Genomic DNA, 18,700 nt, shown 5'->3' with positions numbered 1-18,700 from the left:
GTTTTCGGTCCGATCTGCAAAGCCACCGTTCGTTGCGCTACGCACGAAGGTTCATAGAGGGCGGGAAGCGGTCTTTCGTTGCGGATCGCACGAATGACCGGACAGGGGCCGTTAGGGGACTTGCAGCTTACGATTTGGAGGCTGCAATTCCAGACGCTCATTCTTGGCCGGGATTGAAAGCGCAAACGAGCTCCTACCGGAAATCTCGTACATTGCCGCAAGAGATTTTGAAAGCTCAGGTTTGCTGGACTACATTTGAGGCTTTCCCCCTAAAGTGGGATGGTGTGTCGAGCCTATCGCTGGAGCCGGTCATGTTAAAAGCTACCAAAGAGGAGATCGAGGAAGTCCGCGAATACTTTGAGTGGCAGGCGCCCGACCTCGAAGTAATCTTCTTGCAGAAGGTCTACTCGGAGGCCGTTCTAAATACGCGCCACGACGTGTGGGACATCCACACAAACAAGGATCGCTGGTGGGTTATCACAGGCGGCACAAACCTCTATTCCCAGGAGCAGTTTCCCAATATGGATCTTGCTCTGACCTTCCATATTGGCTTGATACTCCGCATTCCGCGTACCGAGGAGCAGAAAAGAGACGATCTCCGCATTATCCCGTTCGGCGCCATCTTCGAGAAGACTGAAGAAGCCGGCAACGCAGTGACACAGGCGCACAATCTCGCCGACTATCAGGCTGTCGGCGTGCGCTGCCGGGAGACATTACTTGAACTGATCGGCATCGCGCAGGATGCTGCAATTTGGACCGACTCGCCGCCGCAGCGTGCTAACTTCCGCAAGTGGGCGGAGATCATCAGTAACGATCTTCTACCGGGCGACACCAATAAGGAACGTCGTGGGGCCCTCAAGGGAGCGCTTGAGTCCGCATGGACGTTTTCCAACTGGTTGACGCACTCAAAGTCGGCCACCTGGATAGATGCAGACATGGCCTACTCCCTGACCCAACACGGCATCGGCATGGCGACATCGTTGATCCTTCGTGCGCTGCGCGGTGTGCCTGTGGATTGCCCGAAATGCGGTTCGCCACACCTCGAGCCTGAACAGGGTGAAAAAACCGCAGCTCCCGGTGTCCAATGGGAAAGACCTCGATGCGTCGACTGCGGATGGGCCGGCAGGCCGATTCCCATCGTTGACCTCGAAGATGGGCAACCAATCATCACACGCGAGGGAGAAGATACCGACGAGTGCAGCATAATGACGGTACCGCTGCGTAAAATCCTCAAGCCGGGCGATCCCACAGTAGAGTCGCTGAAGAACACAGAGATTGGGCCACCAGAGCTAGCCGTTTATTTTGCCTATGGGTCGAACATGTCTACCGCCCGACTGCGGGAGCGGATGCCAAGCTGCAAGCCGCTCGGCCTCGCAACACTGTCGGGTCATGCACTTCGTTTTCATAAGCGTAGTGTAGACGGCTCGGGGAAGTGCAACGCATTTGCCACCGGCGACGAAGAAAGCGTAATTGGAGTCCTTTTCAGCTTTGATCCTGCCGAGCGCGCTGCCCTTGATAAAGCCGAAGGGGTCGGCAACGGCTACGATCACGCCACCGTCACGGTGATCAACGAAAAGGGCCGTAGACGAAAGGTTCTTACTTACTTGGCCTCTCCCGACTACATTGATGACAGTCTCAAACCCTACGGGTGGTATAAGGACTTTGTCCTCGTAGGCGGCAGGGAACACGATCTTCCGTTGGAGTATATTGCCAAATATATCCAGTCGGTTGAAGCTATCGAAGACCCCAACAAAGCAAGAGACAAGAAAAATAGGGCCAGTATTGAAAACTCTGTCTGATGAGGCTGCGGAGTCAGTACGAGATAACGAAGCAGACTGGTCAGGCGGTTAAATTCATGAACTTCTTGTCTTATCATTCTCGATGACAGCACGCGCTCCGCGATCAAAGGTCGTCAATAGAGGTTAGAAGCCGTGTGTCATAAGTCTTGTCCAAACGGGCCTGACGGGCGAGATTTACAAACGCCTTTTCGCCGATGACGACATCAGCAAGCGGCAAGACTGTGGCGAAGGCTGACATGTCTCGCAGGTCGTTTTCTGCGATGGGTTTCGCCTGATCCTCGAGTCGGACAGCCAGTTCCCTCTCAGTAGCTAGGATCGGTACGTCAACCGCGATTCTGCGGACTAATGAAGATCCAATATCGCTAACACCATTCCAATCCAACCCAAGCCTTCGGCCAGTTGCAAGGATGAAATCGAGCTCGTCGATAATCAGCCGCGCGCCATAAGCGCGTTTGCGCAGCGCTAAGGACTCGGATGCGACAATAGCCCGTCGTGCTTCGATTCCCGCGACAAGATCGTTCGAACTAGCGCTAAAGCGCCTGACACCTTCGAGCCTCACATCCTCATCGTTGGCGGTTAGATAGTCGAACAGCACCCTTGCAGGATAGAAGCGCATATGGTCGAGGGCTGCCTCCGATAACGCGAAGCCGAACGTCTCAGGCGAATAGTCGATGACCGCTTCAAACCATAGGTCGGACAGGAACCAGTGCTCCTCCGGCGGTGCATGCGCGATCGTAAAATTGTCAGCCAGATATGCGGTGAGCGTCTCACCCAAGATTCGACGCCTGCCACGAAAGACACGCCCCTGGCTGATTGTGACCTGAGTTTGTGCCATGTTGGCTCGACGGACCGGGTCGTTAATCTTCGAGGTTTCGTAGATATTGGCGAAGCTCAATGGTACGATAAAGCGGTTCTGCTGAAGAGCCTCAATGACCTTCACCAGCCGTATATAGTCCTGCGGATAACTAGCCTTGTCCCAAGCTCCTCGCGCCAGCGACACCCATGCATTCTGATCAAGATATAGAATTTCTGCCACGGTTTGAGCATAGCGCTAGCGGGAGACTGAAAATAGTTCGTTGGCAGCGCTATTGGGTTCGAATCTCAATTAATGTCAGCTTAAGTGCGGCTACCCTTAGATTGCACTTCTTGAGCTAATGTCGCACCCCGCGCTCAATAGTCCTTCGCTGAACACGTAACTAACGGCGGTTTTAGGGACCAGACCGAGCACCCGTAAACGTCCGAAATGGGGACGCAAAGCCGCCATTCATTGAGACGATGCCATTTGGTCGCTGTGGGCCGTTAGTGAATGCATCCAAGGTAATTCTCACCGAATCGTTGCATTGCAGCTGCAGAGACCTGTTCGCTTGCGCTTTCGTCTATGAACAAGCCCCACGGAAAAACATCTACCATAGCTGGATCGAAGTCATCCCCCATATCCTGTTTGTTCCTAGCCAGGAAGGCATGGCGAATACCCGCCCACATCTCGAAGCCGAGTTCGACCTCTAGGCCATCATAAACGCTGTCTCCAGGCGCATCGAGGACGACTTTTTTTGTTACATGGCCCAGCGTTTCCAGTAGCATCGTACTACAAGTGTGGGCTACAAGGTCTGCGAGTTGAATACCCAAGTACTTTTTCGAGTCTTGCTCGAAATGAAACTTGCAACGAGCGAGTTTGGCATCACTTGAGGCTAAGTTTGCCGCTGATCTAGACGATTGAAACAACCCTTCGTCGAAGAACACATCGTGATCCTGCCCTTCAAGACTGGGGTGAGACAGAGCGGAACTAAGTAATCTGAGAGCCGCAGGTCCCAGCCTTTTGTCCCCATCCACAACGCATACGGCAATCTTGCAATGTCTGCCAATATAGTAGGTCATGGCATTTCGTAGGTCTCGAAGCCGTTTGTCTCCCGCCATCTTGGCCGAGGACTTGTATTCAAATTCTTTGGGATCGAAACCCAGCCTTCGGAAGACAGAACCAACACAGTCTGACGGATCAGCTTCGCAGATTACAAAAGCAGCCAACGAAAACCCAAAACGGTGATGTTTGCTGTCGTCAAGGTAAAGGTATGCCATGCAGCCGTAATACGTGCTCTCAGCTCGCCTTAAAAGATCTTTGTCACAGCAGATTGAGATCAGGCTGTGAACGTCTGCTTTGAGATGCAGTGGTGCTATGCACCCCTGCACTCAACAAAGGCCGCTTTGTGCCGAAATTGCCAACGCATGCTGGACCAACGAATGTCAGCTAAACCCGTTCGAGGCACGTAAGTAGACCGTCCTCTCCCGACCCCAAATCTACCAGTCGGCAATGCGTCTCTCGGCTTACCGTTTTACTGGAACCAACCAATAAAATTTCCTCATCTTCCCTCACGTTAATTCTTGCATTACCACACACATCGGCTCACTATCCAGAGCAGTTACTTGTCATACAAAGCCCTGTGACGCGCCATTTCTTGTGCGTTTCAAAGCAAAAGAAAGATGTGCCTGCTGAAGGCATTCAAGGCGCGACAGTCGATCTGGAACCTGACGTATGCCAATTACCTTCGCACCTCGTATCGCCATGTTCGGCTTTGACGCCACGGCCTCGCCCAAGTGGCAAATGGTGCCGAGGGGGTGGGAGCGCACGATTGTGGTGCGGGGGGCAGGTGCCCTTATTCCCGAATTGACCCCCAACGACATTGCCAGGGTCACCTATCGCCGTGTCGGCGCCGAACATCATCTGACGCTCAAGGGCCTCAAGGCCGGCAAGGGGTTTGTCCGCTTTGTGCCGAATGCCGGGTTTGCGGGGCCTGTTCCCAACAGCGACATTCTGGAAATCTCGGTCAAGACCGAGGTCAAGATCAACACGGCGTTTCACTATGTGAAGGACAACGCCGGCCACAAGACCAACCGCAACATGGGCGACCTCAACGCCCTGATACGAGGCGTCAACCGGTTGCTGGACACCCAGGCCAACGTGCGGATGTACAGAAAAAGCGCACGCACGATAACGGTTCCACAGAACCTGGGCGCTACTGTGCGGTTTTCCAGCCACCTGGCGGGCGTTGCGGCCGCCGAACATGAATGGGACGATGTCACGGCCTTTGCCGATGCTGCCGCGGATTTCAATGTCTTCTTCGTGTGGCAGTATGAGCAGGATGCGACGCCTGCGGTCAACAACACCCGGGCCGGAACTCTGGCCGCCGAGAAGAACTGCCTGATGCAAGACACGATCACCGGTTCGACCCATGCCGAAACCCTGGCACACGAGACCATTCACCTGCGCGGCATCGGCCCGCACAGCGGAACCGCAACGCACCTGATCGCCAGTGGCGCGGTGCGGACGGGGCAGCTGATTTCGCGCGCCCAGGCCAACATCATCAATCCGTCGGGCACATAATGGTTCGACACCGCAACCTGGCCGGATGCATCGCTGGGGCATTTCTGTTCACCTGGCTTGCAGGAAGCACTATGGCAGACGACATGAACCTTGAGGCAGAGATCGATACCGCGCTGGCCGGAGGCTCGCCGGAAGCTGTGGTGGAGGCAGGCCCGGCCGCCGTCGCTCCCCTGGCCGCGCGCCTGGCCGCGGCGAAGACCACCGGGGAAAAATCGGCCCTGGTGGATCTGCTGTCCGCCGTCGGCGGTGCAGACGCCCTGGCGCCCGTCTTGCCCCATATCGGTGATGCCGACCCGGACCTGCGCGCGCGCGCCAGCGCCGCAGCGCTGAAAGTCGTGCTGGCCAATGGCCCACCGTCGGGCCCCGTCGCCGAGCAGCTTCAGGCCGAAGTAACAGCGGCGCTGGAAGCGCCAGACGCGGAAGGCGGCGTGTTGCTGCTGGGGGCACTGGCGTCCGGAGCGGAAGAGGCGCTTGAAGCTCACCTTTCCGGCACGCGCCTGGTCAAGGCACAACCACAGGAGCCCACGGCCCCCGCAGCCCTGGCAGCCCGTCTGGCGCTTTCGGCCTTGGGGGACGATGAAGCGCGAACCAGCCTCTTGAAACAAATCCCCGAGGCCGAGCCGGACAGTCTTGTCTTCATGCTGAAGGCCTTGCCCCTGATTGATGCCCCCGAAGTTCTGCATGCCCTGGCCGCAACCACCCTTTCCTCCAAAGCCTCCGTCGCAGACGGTCTGCCCAGCGGGGCGGAACCCGCCCGGGAGGTGGCCGACGTCGCGGTCGAGGCGTTTGTCGCGCGCCTGAACCTCACCCCTGGCTTCAAGGTGACGCCGGGTGCCATCTACACGGCGGACCAACGGGCCGAAGTCGAAAGGCTCATCACGGGCTCCATCCCGAACTAGGCAAACCGGTCTTCCAACTTTCTTTTTCGCCCCTGATACTTCTGCCCAGGACAAATGACCGGATTTTACATTAACGAAAGGTCCCATCGGTAAACTGGAGAAAACCTTCCAGAGACGAGAAAGTGATGCCGTCTTCCAGTAACGCCGCTCTCGAAATTCTCAATCTTCACAAGCGCTTCAGCGAACCCGCGGTCAACGATCTCTCGTTGAAGGTGCGCAAAGGCGAATTCTACGCCTTGCTGGGCCCCAATGGCGCCGGCAAAACCACCACGCTGCGCATGGTCGCCGGCCTGCTTCAGGCCGATGCGGGGGCGGTCAGGGTCTGCGGCATCGATGCGTTTGCGGATCCGATTGCCGCCAAACAGGTTCTGGCCTGGGTTCCGGACGAACCCATGGTCTACGACAAGCTGACGCCGCTTGAATATCTCGAGTTCGTGGCAGGCCTCTGGAGCATGCAGCCGGACCTTGCAAGGTTCAAGGCCGATAGCCTTCTGGACGCCTTCGGACTTGCCCCCCATGCCAATGAGCGCTGCGGCGGGTTCTCGAAAGGCATGCGCCAGAAGGTGGCGCTCGCCGGAGCCCTGATCCACGAACCGCGCCTGATCATCCTCGACGAACCGCTCACCGGCCTTGATGCAGGCTCTGCCCGCCAGGTGAAGAAGGTGCTGACCGGGCTTGTCGCGCAGGGCGTGTCGATCATCATGACGACCCATATCCTGGAGGTGGCGGAGCGCATGGCCGACCGGATCGGCATTATCGCCCGCGGACAGCTTGTTGCCGAAGGAACGCTGGAAGAGCTGCGCCAACGGGCAAGCGCCGGCGGCCATTCCCTGGAGGATATTTTCCTGGAAATCGTGGGCGGCGATGCCGGCGCACATGCGAATACGGCCGAACTCCTTGATGAGAAGGTGGCATGAGAGCGACGGTGGCTTCTTCCGCCCTGTTGCGCTTCTCCCGCCATGAATTGCGGCTGGCATGGCGCGACTGGGCCTGGATGTTTTCGGGCTGGCGCAGCACGAGCCTGCGGCGCGCCCTGATCGGCATGAGCCTCTTCTACGCGGTCATGCACCTGATCGCCTACGCGGTGCTTTCCCCCCGCTTTGCCACAGGGTTTGTACTCGACCAGACAGCACAGGCAGCGCTTTCGGTCACGGTGCTGCTCAGCTTCACCATGATGCTGTCACAGGCGATGGAGTCGGTAACCCGTGCGTTCTACGCAAGGGATGACCTGGACCTGATCCTGTCTTCCCCCGCCCCCTCGCGTGACCTGTTTCTCGTGCGCATCGTCATGATGGCCTTGACGAGCTGGGCCATGTCGGCGCTGGTCATCTCACCGTTCCTCAACGTTGCGGTGGTGCTTGGCGGGGAGCACTGGCTGGCGGGATATGTGGTTCTTCTGGCGGTATCGCTGAACGCGACCGGGGCAGGCGTTTTGATCACGCTCGCGCTGTTCCGAACGGTTGGCGCGCAGCGCACACGCTTTTACGCGCAAATTCTGGCAGCGGTCGTTGGCGCGGCCTTCCTCATCGGGATGCAGGTGGTGGCGATCCTGTCCTTCGGGTCGATGTCGCGGTTCACGCTGTTCGACCCTGCCTTTCTGGCAAGCCATGCGCCGGGGGAGGGCTCGCCGTGGTGGTTCCTCGCCCACACGGTGGCCGGACAGACCAATGCCGTGTTCCTGTTCCTGGCGCTTTCCGTCGCGTTTTTTGCGGTCGGGGCCTGGCGCGGCGCGGTCCAGTTTCGCAGCATTGTCGTGCTCGCACTTGGCGTTACGGAAAAGACCCCGCGCAGCCGCGCTTCCGAGCGGACCTTTCGCAGTTATTCGCCGCTCGGCGCGCTCGTCTTGAAGGAACTCAAGCTCATCGCCCGCGATCCCTGGCTGATATCCCAGACGCTGATGCAGGTTCTCTATCTCATTCCGCCGGCAGTCATGCTCTGGGTCAGCTTTGGCGAGAAAACCGAGATTTCCGTGATCGTCGCGCCGGTTGTCGTCATGGCGGTTGGACAGCTTGCCGGCGGCCTCGCCTGGCTGACCATCTCCGGTGAGGACGCACCCGACCTGATTGCGACAGCCCCCATCTCTGCGTTCACACGCCTGTGGGCGAAAGTGCTGTCGGTGCTGACGATTATCGCAGCAATCGTGCTGCCGATCTCCCTGGGTCTGGCGCTCATATCGCTCTGGGGCGCTGCCATCACCGCCGCCGGCGCCATGACCGCGGCAGCAAGCGCAGTGCTTGTTCAACTCTGGTTCCGGGCACAGGCCAAGCGCACAACCTTCCGGCGCCGTCAGGTCGCTTCCAAGGCCTCCACGCTTGCGGAGGCCGCCGCATCCATTGCCTGCGCGGTCGGGACGGCCCTCGTCGCGGCGGCAAGCCCGCTGGCGATCCTCCCGGTCTTCCTGCTCCTGAGTGTGCTCGGGATCTCCTGGAGCATCCGCCCGAAACACAGCGCAAGCGCCTGAGGGGCACCACACTTCAAGCAAGTGGCTGTTGACTGAAGCATCGCCAGCCAATCCGCCTATGGGGCGGTGCGAAGGGGCAAATCGACCGCCGGAACGACGCCCAAGCAAGTTCGCTCAAGGATCCTGCAAAGCTCTGCGCGTGCCGCATTCGGCAAGATATCGATGATAGAAATCCGTGTTCAGGTCGCTCGCCTGGCGTTGCAGTGAAGTCGTTTCGATAGCCTGGCCGGGCATGCCCAGCCAGTCCAGCAGGAGCTGTGTTGCCGCGCGGGGATCCTGGGCGAAGCGCTCATAGGTGGCATGGAACGGCACGATGCCGTTCTGTCTGAAATAGGCCAGCCAGCTTTCGCAGTCCTGCGAAATCCAGTTCACAAGCCTGTCGATACTTTCAAAATCGTAGCTGGGCTCGGCGATGCGCTCCTGCGCGGAAACCCATTGCTGGGTCTGGATGGCAATGTGAAGCGATACGGCCTGATAGTAGATATCGCCCCGGAGATTGTAGACGTAGAGGCAGTCGCCGAAGAGCTCCTCCAGCCTCCTCACGCCGAGCTCCCGCAACAGGTCGAACTGATAATTGTGCAGCATCAGCGAGACCGGCAGACCGGAACCGGCGTCAAAATCCCGGATCGCCCGCACATAGCGCTTCAGCTCCTCTGCCGTTGCGGGCAAATCGTGAAACTCCGGCAGGAAGTGCCGGATCTTCTTGTCGAAATGCCCCTGCCCGAACCACTCGTAGCTTTGCCGGGTCACCTTCGACGCACTCAGCGTCGTTGCCAGCGCCGTGCTGCCCGTTCTCTGGGTAGAAGCAAATACGATCGTGTCGCACGCAAGGCGGTGTGGGGCTGTCACAAAGGTACCTCGCCCGGGAGAAATGTTGGCAACCGCAAGCTTGGGCTGCCTGGATTTGCAGGTCAACTGGCGTTCCGACACATCGCTTTGAAACGGCAGGCAGGCGCCTTCAGAGCGATTGGTGGATCAATTTGCCACGCAGAACCCTACGGAGAAGATCTCCCCTCCGGTCGATGATTGCGCCAGCCAGAGGGCTCTTATCGACTAAAAGTTAGCCAACTGGAAAACTTTCTTGACATGACGGACGCCGCATCATTACTTAGCCATATGGCTAACTTAGATTCGATCTTCCACTGTTTGTCCGACACGACCCGGCGCGCGGTAATCGCACAATTGGTCAACGGACCAGCCCCGGTTTCGGAACTTGCGGCATCCCATGAAATGGCGCTGCCGAGTTTTCTCAAACACATCAATGTGTTGGAGAAGAGCGGTTGGATCGAAACGAATAAGTCCGGCCGAATCCGAACTTGCCGCCTTCGCCCGGAAACGGTCCGTGCTGCAGAAGGCTGGCTGGAACAACAGCGACGCCACTGGGAGGCGCGGCTCGATCGGCTCGACGCATTTCTGGCCAACATGAATGAGGCAGAGGACAAGGAATGACACACGACCCCGAACTTGATTTGGTGCTCGAACGGAAGGTTTCCGCATCTCCCGCACAGCTTTGGCGCGCCTGGACAGAACCGGAGCTGCTTGCTCAATGGTTTGCCCCCAAACCGTGGACAGTGGCGCGGGCCGCTATCGAACCGCATCCCGGCGGGATTTTCACTGTCGTTATGGCGTCGCCGGAAGGGAACGAAATGGCAGAACCTCCCGGCTGCGTTCTACTTGCAAAACCCGAGCAGCGACTGGTCTGGACTGATGCCATGGGGCCAGGTTTCAGGCCCAACGGCGAAACGTTCATGAGCGTGGACATCACCATGCGCCCTACCGAAGGCGGAACGTATTACCGGGCATTGGTGATGCACAAAAATCCGGAAGACAGAAAACGGCACGAGGAAATGGGTTTCCACTCTGGATGGGGAACCTGCCTCGACCAACTCGAAGCTTTCGCGCGCAGTCTTTGACAGTCAGGTGCGACAGGCAAGGCTGAGGATAACCTTTCCATGAAAAGACATATGACGAGTGCGGCTTTGATCTTGTCGATGCTGGCGTCACCCAGCATCGCGCTTGCCGACTCTACACTACAAAACGGCTATGCCGAGGTGAACGGCATGCGGATGTATTACGAGATTAGCGGTGAAGGCGAACCGATTGTTGTCCTCCATGGGGCATACATGAACATTCAGTCTATGGGTGACATCATCCCAATGCTGGCGGAGACCAGACGCGTTTACGCGGTCGAACTCCAAGGGCACGGCCGGACGGAAGATATAGACAGGTCCATAACTTACCCTGCCTTGGCAGAAGATGTTGCCCTATTCATGGATGCCCTGAACCTGCCAGAAGCAGACGTTTTCGGCTATTCCATGGGCGCCGCAGTCGGGTTTCAGCTTGCGGTGCGCCACCCTGGGAAGGTCGATCAACTGGTCGCCGCATCCCTTGCCTACGACATTGAGGGCATGCAGCCGGAATATCGCGCCATGGTACCCTCCATGACGCCAGATATGTTCACCGGAACACCGATCGAGCAAGACTGGGAAAGGTTGGCACCCGATCCGGACGGGTTCGACGATTTCGTTACACGCATGATCGGTCTGGAACATGAGCCGGTATCCTGGGAAGAGGACGTCAGGACCTTGCAGGCCCCTGTGCTCCTGATTTCCGGCGACGCCGACGTCTCGACCCTTGAGCACTCGGTGGCAATGTTCCGTCTTCTGGGCGGCGGATCGATGGGCGATCTGGGAAATCCCTTGCCCGCGTCGCGCCTTGCGATTTTGCCGGCAACCTCCCACACCGCGATCATTCGGCAACCGGAATTGCTTAATGCGTTCATTGCCCCCTTCCTTGCGGGAGAAACACCGAAAGGCATGTTCGACTAACCCTCCCAGATCGGGCTGGCCGGCATCGACAATTTCCGACGCAGGCACCGGTGTTGCCGCTCGTGCAGAACGCACAACAAAATCAAACCTCAACACAGGTCAAGGCATGTACACGCTCGTGAGCACCGAAACGGCGGCACACTACAATTGGGGCGACAACTGTGACGGCTGGGTTCTGGCGAACAGCGACCCACTCCTGATTATCGAGGAGTTCATGCCCGCAGGCACAGCCGAACAGCGTCACTATCACTCCCGCGCGAGGCAATTCTTCTATGTTCTCGATGGTTGGTTGACGATGGAGATAGAAGGCCATTTGTATAAGGTCCCGGCCCGGCAGGGCATCGAGATCCCGCCCCTTGTATCCCATCAGGCAAGAAACGACGAACGTTCCGGAGTGACGTTTCTGGTCATATCGACCCCAACGTCCCGCGGTGACAGAACTATCGCGCCTCCGAACCAGGATCAGATCACATGATCAGAATTGCAGTTGTTACAGATATTCATCATCACGCAACGCATGGAAAATCTGCTCTCCATTCTCTCGCGGACTTCGTGGTCTGGGCAAACACCGAAAAGCCAGTCATTGTTCTTGATCTGGGAGATCGCATTACCGACGTTGACAAACAAACAGATATGCGTCTCCAGAGAGAGGTTGCAGAAATCTTCGCGGAACTGGACGCACCGGTCCAGCATTTGTGCGGCAACCATGATCGTGACAACCTGAGCGTTGGTGAAAACGCGGAAATCCTGCGCACTGGGCTGGATAACACCGTAATTGACCTCGGTGACTGGCAACTTGCAGTGTGGCGCGCCGACACCAAATTCACATATCATGAAACGAACGCAGGGTTTGTTCTGCCTGAAGCCGACCTTCGCTGGTTATCTCAGATGACCCAGCAGGCGGACAAGCCGACACTGATCGCCAGTCACATCCCGTTTTCAGGACACAGCCAGATCGGCAATTACTATTTTGAGCGAAATGCCGAATATTCGACCTATCCGCAATCACAGCGCATCCGCACAGCTATTGCCCAGGCGCGGGTGCCTCTCGCCTGTATCGCAGGACACGTGCACCGGAACACGGTCACAACAATTGACGGCATTCCACACCTCACACAGCAAAGCCTGACCGAATGCTTCACCACGGGCGAAGAGCCTGCCCACGCCTGGGGTCTTCTGAAACTCGGCTCCAAACTTGAGTGGCAAGTTTTCGGGAACGATCCGTTTGAGCTGAGGCTCACTCCCTCTCGGAAACGCTCGCCGGCTCCTCTCGCTCCCTTCGTCTTCGAGCAGCGCGCGTAATTATAGTAAGCATTCGGGTTAACGCAGCGGCTTTTTGGGTTGCCACTAAGACATTCAGCCTCCCGGTTATCCCCTCGCAACATGTCTTGCTTCGTTCAGCGTAGCCATTGTTTCCTTGCGCGGATTTCTGATGACGTGCGACACAAGGCTTTCAGCTCAGCCACAAGACGGATCAAGAATGCCGCGGCCAAAGAAAGTTTCGGATTTTGATGTTCTCAATGCCGCTCTGGAAGTCCTGACGGAAAAAGGAGCAGGCTTCACGTTAAGTGACGTTGCCAGCCGGGTAGCGCTCTCCCGGGCAACTCTCATCCAGAGATTTGGTGATCGCGACGCCATCCTCCACAGGATGGCAAGACATGAGGTCGACACGACCAGGGCCTGGCTTGCCGAACTTCCTGTCAACCGGGGAAAAGACAATCTCTGGCGGTTTCTGGTCGAGATTGTCGAGAGCATGGGCAGCGGAGAGGGGTTCTCCGCACGGGTTGCGATCGCGGCTCTGGAAGCGCGCGATCCCATTCTCCGGGCTTGTGCAAACGAACGGTATCAACTTGTCCAGGCCGCGATAGCGGCTCGTCTCACCGACCATCAGCATGCGGAAGAGATTGCAGTCCATCTGCATGCCCTAATCGCTGGCGCCACCATGCAATGGGTTGCAAGTGACGAAAGAGTTCCACTGCCAACCTTTGTCCTCGAACGTCTCGAAACCGCGTTCAAATGGCTGCCTATCGATTGACAAAACTCACTTCCATTTATAACCTTCGCGTAGGTTATAAATGGAGGGCGCAATGAATCGGCGAGATGCCATGGCGTTGGTCGTGTCAGCTGCAGTCTTTGCAAGAAGCTCTCTTGCCAGAGAGAGCGGAGACCTGATGTTTGTCGACAGTGGAGACGTTCGCATTGCAACCCAGACCTTCGGAGTTCCTGAAGGTACGCCACTCCTCCTCATAATGGGGGCGACCGCGTCCATGGTCGGGTGGCCGGATGAATTGTGCAGCACCTTGGCCGAACAGGGTTTTTTTGTCATCCGCTTCGACCATCGTGATACTGGATGCTCAACAACAGTGCCGCCTGGTGAAGCGACCTACGCAATTGAGGACATGGCGACGGATGTCCTGGCCGTAATGGAGTCATACGGACTGCCGGCGGCACACCTGGCAGGCATGTCCCTCGGCGGATATATCTCCCAGATGCTCGCCCTGTCTCATCCGGAGCGCATTCACTCCGTCACGCTGATCGGAAGTGAACCTTTGGGCTGGGACGGTGCTCCACTTCCGACAATCTCCGATGATTTTCTTCGACACTTTGCGGGTTTCGGAGAACTGGACTGGCAAGACAGGCGAACCGTTTCCCGTTTCCTCGTCGAAATAGACAGGCTGTGCAGCGGGACTGCAAACACCTTCGATGCAGAAGCGGCACTCGCAAGGGTGGAGAAGGTCCTTGATCGAACCGAGAGCCCCGCCAGCATGTTCAACCATTCTTCCCGGACAACGCGGGAAAACTGGGCTGGCCGTTTCCGCGAGATTTCCTGCCCGGTTTTCGTCCTGCATGGATCGGAGGACCCTATCCTGCCGGTCGAAAATGGCAGAGCCCTGGCTGAAGGCATACCAGGGGCCGAGCTTGCGATCCTCGAAGGGGTCGGCCATGAATTACCCAGGTCGCACCACCGCGAAATTGCAGATCGAATGATACGTTTCGCCTTGGCCCGTTAGGCGGAGAACTACATTCCTACCAAGGTTTTGGAACTAATTCTGTTCACTATTGGAGTTGCCGTTTCCTCGATGTGCCAATGGAGCATGCCATCTGGCAGCAATCGTTGGCTGATCTGAAGCCGGACATGCAGTTTACTGAACCTGTCCTTAAGCAAATTCGCTTCTAGTCAACAATGCGCATGCGCCGCGTTGCCGGAAACGGCAAAGGGTCGAGCGTGCGCAGAGCTTACCGCCGCGCGAGGAGCCGGTGTCCGCATATCAATATGCATTCGAGGTATTTTGGAATGAATTTCAGAGCTTTTGTCTCGGTGCTGGCCTTGCTGCCGGCAACAGGTGCGGCTGCCGCGCCGTTCAGCAGCGGCGATTGGGAAGCCGCCAGGATCGGCAGCACCTGCCTTGTCTATAACAACGCCCCGGCGCGCGACACCTCCGGCTCGTTGCAGTTCAGCTTCGACGTCAAAGGCTATAATGCGGATTTCACATACGAATATGCGCCCTACACCGAAAACGAAGAAGACCCCTGGACCGAGACCGACCTGGTTGAAATCACCATCGACGGAGAAGATTCCTGGCTGGGAGGAGAAATGTTTCCCGTCGGCATGCAGGACCCTTACCAGATCTCGATGACGTCCGGCTTCGTGAAGGACATGGCCGCCGCGGTGGCAGATGCGCAGACAACGATCGACATTTCCGTCGAGCGCGAAAGCCTGGGCGAAACATGGCTCTACGGCCGCTTCTCGCCGGCCGGCTTCAGCGAGAGCCTCGCCAAGGCCGCCGAGATGTGCGACTTCGACCCGGCCAATTTGCCGGAATCCTGATCGAGCGTCGGCCACGCACCCGTCACGGGCGCTTGTTTCCTCAAGTGCCCGGGCCATGCTCGAACCCGCCCAACAGAACGCCGTCACACCGGGCCGCGGCAATCCTGTCTTTCTTAAGCGGGGCATAAAGATCGGACTCATACCAGGCTCGGGCAGTCTGGCTGTCGGGAAACTCGATCAGCACCGGGATATTGGGCGTCCAGTCACCTTCCAGAACGCTATCCATGTCGCCGAGAACACGGTAGCGCCCGCCAAAGTGCTCCACGGTTTCAAAGACCTTGGCGCGATAGGCACCAAGCCGTTCCGGATCGTGGATTTCCCTGACGTCGAAAAACACGAATGCAGCCATGGCGAAGTGTCCTTCCGTTGATTTCTTACCTGCGGCTGGAAATGCTAAACTTGGACATGTCCCGGCTCCATGCTCCACCGTCCGCAAGTTCTGCCCCCGCATCCGCGCGGGAAACGGCTACCCCTGCCGGGTCTGGGCCGGCACAGGATCCACTCGCCGACGTTCTGAACCTCGTGCGCCTGACCGGTGCGCTGATGTTCCTGGTGGATGCCAGTGACCCCTGGTGCGTCGATATTCCCCACTCGGATGCCTACCGCGCGATCCTTGCAGATCCCAGGCAGCACGTGCTGTCCTATCATGTCGTCCTGGAAGGCTCAGGCTTGGCCTCCATACCGGGCGAGGCGCCCATCCGGTTCAACCGGGGTGACGTTCTCGTCTTCCCGCAGGGCGATGGGTACCAGATGGAAAGCACAGCTGGAACGCCTCCCGAGTTCAGTGCGGAGGAGGTCGTCGACTTTTTCGAAAACCTTGCCGCCGGACGCTTGCCGGGCATCGTTCCGGAAGGCGGTGGCGGAGACCCGCGGGCCTTGTTCCTGTGCGGGTTCCTCGCCTGCGACGCAAGACCCTTCAACCCGCTGCTTGCAAGGCTCGAACGCCGGCTTCTTGTCTCGCCATCCGAAAGGGCTGATGACAGTCTGCAAAGGCTGATCGACATAGCCCGGACAGAAATACAGTCAGACCAGCCCGGCAGCCGCAGTGTACGCCTGCATCTGTGCGAACTGATCTTCATCGAAACGCTTCGTCGCCATGTGCTGTCGCAGGCCCCGGCGAGCGAAGGCTGGCTCGGTGCCCTCACCGACCCGGTCGCCGGTGCCGCGATCACCGCCATACACGCCGACCCGGCATCGGACTGGACGCTGGAACGCCTTGCCCGGCAGATCAACACCTCTCGTACGGTGCTGACCGAACGGTTTGCCGGAAAAATGGGTCAGGGACCGATGCAATATGTGACGTCCTGGCGCCTGCAGCTCGCGGCGCGCCAATTGCGGGACAGCAGGTCTTCAATTGCGGAAATCGCCTGGAGCGTAGGCTACCGATCGGAAGCGGCGTTTTCCCGCGCATTCAAGAAGATGGCGGGCGTGTCACCCGGAGCCTGGCGGCGGATTGATTGATCATGCGGACATGGCTCACCGGGCGAATAAGACGAACCAACCTCGCGTCAATGCGAGCGTCTAGACCTCGCCGCTGACCACCAGCTGCATGCGGTCGGCCGCCACGCGGGCACGGGTGTATTGCAGGGGCTTGCCGGTCATATCCAGGTTGACGCTTTCCATCACCATCACCGGCTGGCCCAGCGCCAGACCAAGCTGCTGGGCATCGCGGTTTTCCACCAGCTCGGCCGTGATACGCGTTTCCTTGCGGCGGTAATCGGAAATGCCGGCGCGTTGCAAAGCCGCGGTGATTGATCCGGTGTCGGCATAATCGGCGACGAAATTGGGCACGCGGGACTGTTCGAACCAGCTTGTGGCCGCGATCATCGGCACACCGTCGGCAACGCGCAGGGTTTCCACGCGAATGAGCAGCGTTCCGAGCGGCACGCCAAGCTGATGCGCCAGAAGGGCGTCGGCTTCCTCGACAGCCGAGCCGATCAACCGTCCGGACGGTGCCCGAAGTTGGCCGGAAACGATTTCCGAAAAGCGCGTGCGCGGACCGATAGGATAGCTGAGCGGGGCCGAGGCAACAAAGGTGCCACGGCCCTGGTCGGCCCGCAGAATACCATCCGACGTCAGCGCGGCGATTGCCCGGCGCACCGTGTGGCGGTTGACGCCGAACCGGCTTGCAAGCTCGGATTCCGGCGGCAGGCGGCTGCCTTTTTCAAAGGCTCCGCTCACGATTTCCGCCTTCAGCGTTTCCATGATCTGGCGCCACACCGCAATTCCGGCGCTGCGGTCGAGAGTGCTGTTCGTCGTCATGAGCCCGTCATCAAATTTCGGTACCAAAGAGTCAACCGGATTATTTGTCTAGACAAATAGACAAATCAGGTCTAGGACAAGGGTGTTTTCGAACGCCTTCCGAAGAACCGCCCAACCCAAAAGGCGCGCTTCATGACAGACATTACCTCTTCCGCCTCCCCAGACACCCAACCCGGCGCATCCGTGGGCGCCCGCCAGAAGGTGATCGCGACACTGGCCGCAGCCTCCGCCGAGGCCGTCGCGGAAAAATTCAACGTACTTCCGCCGCAAAGCTACGAGCTGGTGCGTCAGCCCGAAACCGGCCTGGTGATGGTGCGCGGCCGCATGGGCGGCACCGGCAGTCCGTTCAACCTGGGCGAGGTCACCGTCACCCGCTGCGTAGTTCGCCTGGAAACCGGTGAAACCGGCAATGCCTACAGCCTTGGCCGCAACAAGCAGAAAGCACTGCAGTCCGCCGTGATCGACGCCCTGTGGCAACGCCCTGCAATGCAGGAGCGCATCGAGACGGACATCATCGCGCCGCTGGCCGAAGCCCAGGCAGGAACGCAGGAAACCGTTCGCAAGGAAACCGAGGCCACCAAGGTCAACTTCTTCACCATGGTGCGGGGAGACAACTGATGACCGCAGCACAACAGACCGCCGCCGCCCCGCTGGCCGCAGGATTTCAGGACCCGGTTCACGATGCGCAGGGCTGCTTTCGCGCGATCATGAATGCCATGGCCCGGCCGGGTACGCGGCAGGCGATTTCCGCCGGCAATCTGAAGCCGCCCGCACCGCTGACGCAGGTGGCCGCCGCCATTGCCCTGACCCTGTTCGACTACGACACGCCGATCTGGCTCGACAAGCCTTTGATGACGTCGGACGCCGTGAAGACCTTTCTGCGCTTCCACACCGGCTGCCCGATCGTCACCGAACCGGTGGAAGCGGCCTTTGCGCTGGTCAGTGCACCGGTGAGCATGATCCCGCTGGCGAGCTTCAACCAGGGATCCGCCGAATATCCGGACCGGTCGACAACGGTGATCCTGACCGGTCAGGACTTCGGGTCCCATCCGGCCGTCTCCTTTAGCGGTCCGGGCATCAAGGACACCGTTGCCTTTGGCACCGGTCCGGTGCCGCCGGTGTTCTGGGACCAGGTGATTGCCAACAACCGCCAGTTTCCACGGGGTATCGATCTGGTTTTTGCCGGTCAGGATGCGCTGTCTGCCCTGCCCCGTTCCACCCGCATCCTCAAAGCGGAGGTCTGAAC

At 58.6% G+C, this 18,700-nt stretch carries 21 protein-coding genes; 16 read left to right on the top strand and 5 right to left on the bottom strand.

The genetic code is table 11. The features are described 5' to 3' along the window. Positions 1-311: 311 nt before the first annotated feature. Positions 312-1,799, top strand: coding sequence for a gamma-glutamylcyclotransferase family protein (locus tag B0E33_RS13335; RefSeq protein ID WP_077293293.1), 1,488 nt, complete (start codon positions 312-314; stop codon positions 1,797-1,799). Between the two features lie 103 nt (positions 1,800-1,902). Here the strand turns inward: B0E33_RS13335 and B0E33_RS13330 are convergent, their stop codons facing one another. Both B0E33_RS13330 and B0E33_RS13325 read right to left on the bottom strand, forming a co-directional pair. Then, positions 1,903-2,835: a hypothetical protein gene (locus tag B0E33_RS13330; protein ID WP_156912399.1), complete on the bottom strand. Its 933-nt coding sequence runs from the start codon at positions 2,833-2,835 to the stop codon at positions 1,903-1,905. Between the two features lie 263 nt (positions 2,836-3,098). Further along, on the bottom strand, positions 3,099-3,872 hold the full coding sequence (locus tag B0E33_RS13325; protein WP_077291462.1) for a DUF3800 domain-containing protein: 774 nt from the start codon (positions 3,870-3,872) through the stop codon (positions 3,099-3,101). A 454-nt stretch (positions 3,873-4,326) separates the two neighbouring features. On the opposite strand from B0E33_RS13325, the gene B0E33_RS13320 reads away from it, so the two are divergent. The 4 genes from B0E33_RS13320 to B0E33_RS13305 all read left to right on the top strand — a co-directional run bounded on the left by B0E33_RS13320 (position 4,327) and on the right by B0E33_RS13305 (position 8,535). After that, the gene (locus B0E33_RS13320; RefSeq protein WP_139314088.1) at positions 4,327-5,175 is read left to right on the top strand and encodes a hypothetical protein; all 849 of its coding nucleotides are present in this window, start codon (positions 4,327-4,329) and stop codon (positions 5,173-5,175) included. Positions 5,176-5,246: 71 nt separating this feature from the next. Beyond that, the gene (locus B0E33_RS13315; protein WP_077291460.1) at positions 5,247-6,074 is read left to right on the top strand and encodes a hypothetical protein; all 828 of its coding nucleotides are present in this window, start codon (positions 5,247-5,249) and stop codon (positions 6,072-6,074) included. 125 nt (positions 6,075-6,199) lie between these two features. After that, positions 6,200-6,991, top strand: coding sequence for an ABC transporter ATP-binding protein (locus tag B0E33_RS13310; RefSeq protein ID WP_055660022.1), 792 nt, complete (start codon positions 6,200-6,202; stop codon positions 6,989-6,991). Next, a complete protein-coding gene (locus B0E33_RS13305) occupies positions 6,988-8,535 on the top strand; it encodes a hypothetical protein (protein WP_077291459.1) in 1,548 nt (515 codons plus the stop codon). The genes B0E33_RS13310 and B0E33_RS13305 overlap by 4 nt, the downstream gene beginning before the upstream one ends. A gap of 114 nt (positions 8,536-8,649) precedes the next feature. On the opposite strand, the gene B0E33_RS13300 is transcribed toward B0E33_RS13305, so the two are convergent. Continuing rightward, positions 8,650-9,384 carry a Stf0 family sulfotransferase gene (locus B0E33_RS13300; protein WP_167579540.1) on the bottom strand — a complete coding sequence of 245 codons (735 nt, stop codon included), beginning with the start codon at positions 9,382-9,384 and terminating at the stop codon, positions 8,650-8,652. Between the two features lie 237 nt (positions 9,385-9,621). Between B0E33_RS13300 and B0E33_RS13295 the strand changes: the two genes are divergently transcribed. From B0E33_RS13295 to B0E33_RS13260, 8 genes are all read left to right on the top strand, one after another. Next, positions 9,622-9,984 carry an ArsR/SmtB family transcription factor gene (locus B0E33_RS13295; RefSeq protein WP_208993430.1) on the top strand — a complete coding sequence of 121 codons (363 nt, stop codon included), beginning with the start codon at positions 9,622-9,624 and terminating at the stop codon, positions 9,982-9,984. Beyond that, a complete protein-coding gene (locus B0E33_RS13290; RefSeq protein ID WP_062486318.1) occupies positions 9,981-10,448 on the top strand; it encodes an SRPBCC family protein in 468 nt (155 codons plus the stop codon). The genes B0E33_RS13295 and B0E33_RS13290 overlap by 4 nt, the downstream gene beginning before the upstream one ends. 51 nt (positions 10,449-10,499) lie before the next feature. Continuing rightward, on the top strand, positions 10,500-11,363 hold the full coding sequence (locus tag B0E33_RS13285; protein WP_077291457.1) for an alpha/beta fold hydrolase: 864 nt from the start codon (positions 10,500-10,502) through the stop codon (positions 11,361-11,363). A gap of 106 nt (positions 11,364-11,469) precedes the next feature. Beyond that, positions 11,470-11,838 (top strand): cupin domain-containing protein, encoded by a 369-nt coding sequence (locus B0E33_RS13280; RefSeq protein ID WP_077291456.1) that lies wholly within the window; start codon positions 11,470-11,472, stop codon positions 11,836-11,838. Further along, positions 11,835-12,665 (top strand): metallophosphoesterase family protein, encoded by an 831-nt coding sequence (locus B0E33_RS13275; protein WP_077291455.1) that lies wholly within the window; start codon positions 11,835-11,837, stop codon positions 12,663-12,665. The genes B0E33_RS13280 and B0E33_RS13275 overlap by 4 nt, the downstream gene beginning before the upstream one ends. A 178-nt stretch (positions 12,666-12,843) precedes the next feature. Next, the gene (locus tag B0E33_RS13270) at positions 12,844-13,398 is read left to right on the top strand and encodes a TetR/AcrR family transcriptional regulator (protein WP_167579539.1); all 555 of its coding nucleotides are present in this window, start codon (positions 12,844-12,846) and stop codon (positions 13,396-13,398) included. 52 nt (positions 13,399-13,450) lie between these two features. Beyond that, positions 13,451-14,374: an alpha/beta fold hydrolase gene (locus B0E33_RS13265; protein WP_197923177.1), complete on the top strand. Its 924-nt coding sequence runs from the start codon at positions 13,451-13,453 to the stop codon at positions 14,372-14,374. A gap of 284 nt (positions 14,375-14,658) precedes the next feature. Beyond that, positions 14,659-15,192: a hypothetical protein gene (locus B0E33_RS13260; RefSeq protein ID WP_077291452.1), complete on the top strand. Its 534-nt coding sequence runs from the start codon at positions 14,659-14,661 to the stop codon at positions 15,190-15,192. A gap of 40 nt (positions 15,193-15,232) precedes the next feature. On the opposite strand, the gene B0E33_RS13255 is transcribed toward B0E33_RS13260, so the two are convergent. Beyond that, positions 15,233-15,541 carry a DUF1330 domain-containing protein gene (locus B0E33_RS13255; RefSeq protein ID WP_023002656.1) on the bottom strand — a complete coding sequence of 103 codons (309 nt, stop codon included), beginning with the start codon at positions 15,539-15,541 and terminating at the stop codon, positions 15,233-15,235. 56 nt (positions 15,542-15,597) lie between these two features. Between B0E33_RS13255 and B0E33_RS13250 the strand changes: the two genes are divergently transcribed. Beyond that, complete coding sequence (locus tag B0E33_RS13250) at positions 15,598-16,653, top strand: AraC family transcriptional regulator (protein ID WP_167579538.1); 1,056 nt, start codon at positions 15,598-15,600, stop codon at positions 16,651-16,653. Positions 16,654-16,713: 60 nt separating this feature from the next. Here B0E33_RS13250 and phnF read toward each other — a convergent pair whose 3' ends face one another. Beyond that, positions 16,714-17,454, bottom strand: a complete 741-nt coding sequence (gene phnF, locus B0E33_RS13245) for a phosphonate metabolism transcriptional regulator PhnF (protein ID WP_023002654.1) — start codon at positions 17,452-17,454, stop codon at positions 16,714-16,716. A gap of 132 nt (positions 17,455-17,586) precedes the next feature. On the opposite strand from phnF, the gene phnG reads away from it, so the two are divergent. Continuing rightward, positions 17,587-18,072, top strand: coding sequence for a phosphonate C-P lyase system protein PhnG (gene phnG, locus B0E33_RS13240; RefSeq protein WP_077291450.1), 486 nt, complete (start codon positions 17,587-17,589; stop codon positions 18,070-18,072). After that, positions 18,072-18,698, top strand: a complete 627-nt coding sequence (phnH, locus tag B0E33_RS13235; protein WP_077291449.1) for a phosphonate C-P lyase system protein PhnH — start codon at positions 18,072-18,074, stop codon at positions 18,696-18,698. The genes phnG and phnH overlap by 1 nt, the downstream gene beginning before the upstream one ends. Positions 18,699-18,700: the final 2 nt, after the last annotated feature.

The organism is Roseibium algicola, assembly GCF_001999245.1.
GTDB lineage: Bacteria > Pseudomonadota > Alphaproteobacteria > Rhizobiales > Stappiaceae > Roseibium > Roseibium algicola.
Note: the sequence above shows the minus strand (reverse complement) of the source record. Positions and strands in the feature narration are given on the sequence as shown.

Excerpts from the sequence above, each read along its gene's own strand:
- B0E33_RS13255 (WP_023002656.1), bottom strand. The coding sequence starts at position 15,541 with ATGGCTGCATTCGTGTTTTTCGACGTCAGGGAAATCCACGATCCGGAA.
- B0E33_RS13335 (WP_077293293.1), top strand. The coding sequence starts at position 312 with ATGTTAAAAGCTACCAAAGAGGAGATCGAGGAAGTCCGCGAATACTTT.
- B0E33_RS13270 (WP_167579539.1), top strand. The coding sequence starts at position 12,844 with ATGCCGCGGCCAAAGAAAGTTTCGGATTTTGATGTTCTCAATGCCGCT.
- B0E33_RS13280 (WP_077291456.1), top strand. The coding sequence starts at position 11,470 with ATGTACACGCTCGTGAGCACCGAAACGGCGGCACACTACAATTGGGGC.
- B0E33_RS13285 (WP_077291457.1), top strand. The coding sequence starts at position 10,500 with ATGACGAGTGCGGCTTTGATCTTGTCGATGCTGGCGTCACCCAGCATC.
- B0E33_RS13250 (WP_167579538.1), top strand. The coding sequence starts at position 15,598 with ATGTCCCGGCTCCATGCTCCACCGTCCGCAAGTTCTGCCCCCGCATCC.
- B0E33_RS13265 (WP_197923177.1), top strand. The coding sequence starts at position 13,451 with ATGAATCGGCGAGATGCCATGGCGTTGGTCGTGTCAGCTGCAGTCTTT.
- phnF (WP_023002654.1), bottom strand. The coding sequence starts at position 17,454 with ATGACGACGAACAGCACTCTCGACCGCAGCGCCGGAATTGCGGTGTGG.
- phnG (WP_077291450.1), top strand. The coding sequence starts at position 17,587 with ATGACAGACATTACCTCTTCCGCCTCCCCAGACACCCAACCCGGCGCA.
- B0E33_RS13310 (WP_055660022.1), top strand. The coding sequence starts at position 6,200 with ATGCCGTCTTCCAGTAACGCCGCTCTCGAAATTCTCAATCTTCACAAG.
- B0E33_RS13325 (WP_077291462.1), bottom strand. The coding sequence starts at position 3,872 with ATGGCATACCTTTACCTTGACGACAGCAAACATCACCGTTTTGGGTTT.
- B0E33_RS13290 (WP_062486318.1), top strand. The coding sequence starts at position 9,981 with ATGACACACGACCCCGAACTTGATTTGGTGCTCGAACGGAAGGTTTCC.
- B0E33_RS13275 (WP_077291455.1), top strand. The coding sequence starts at position 11,835 with ATGATCAGAATTGCAGTTGTTACAGATATTCATCATCACGCAACGCAT.
- B0E33_RS13305 (WP_077291459.1), top strand. The coding sequence starts at position 6,988 with ATGAGAGCGACGGTGGCTTCTTCCGCCCTGTTGCGCTTCTCCCGCCAT.
- B0E33_RS13295 (WP_208993430.1), top strand. The coding sequence starts at position 9,622 with ATGACGGACGCCGCATCATTACTTAGCCATATGGCTAACTTAGATTCG.
- B0E33_RS13320 (WP_139314088.1), top strand. The coding sequence starts at position 4,327 with ATGCCAATTACCTTCGCACCTCGTATCGCCATGTTCGGCTTTGACGCC.
- phnH (WP_077291449.1), top strand. The coding sequence starts at position 18,072 with ATGACCGCAGCACAACAGACCGCCGCCGCCCCGCTGGCCGCAGGATTT.
- B0E33_RS13315 (WP_077291460.1), top strand. The coding sequence starts at position 5,247 with ATGGCAGACGACATGAACCTTGAGGCAGAGATCGATACCGCGCTGGCC.
- B0E33_RS13260 (WP_077291452.1), top strand. The coding sequence starts at position 14,659 with ATGAATTTCAGAGCTTTTGTCTCGGTGCTGGCCTTGCTGCCGGCAACA.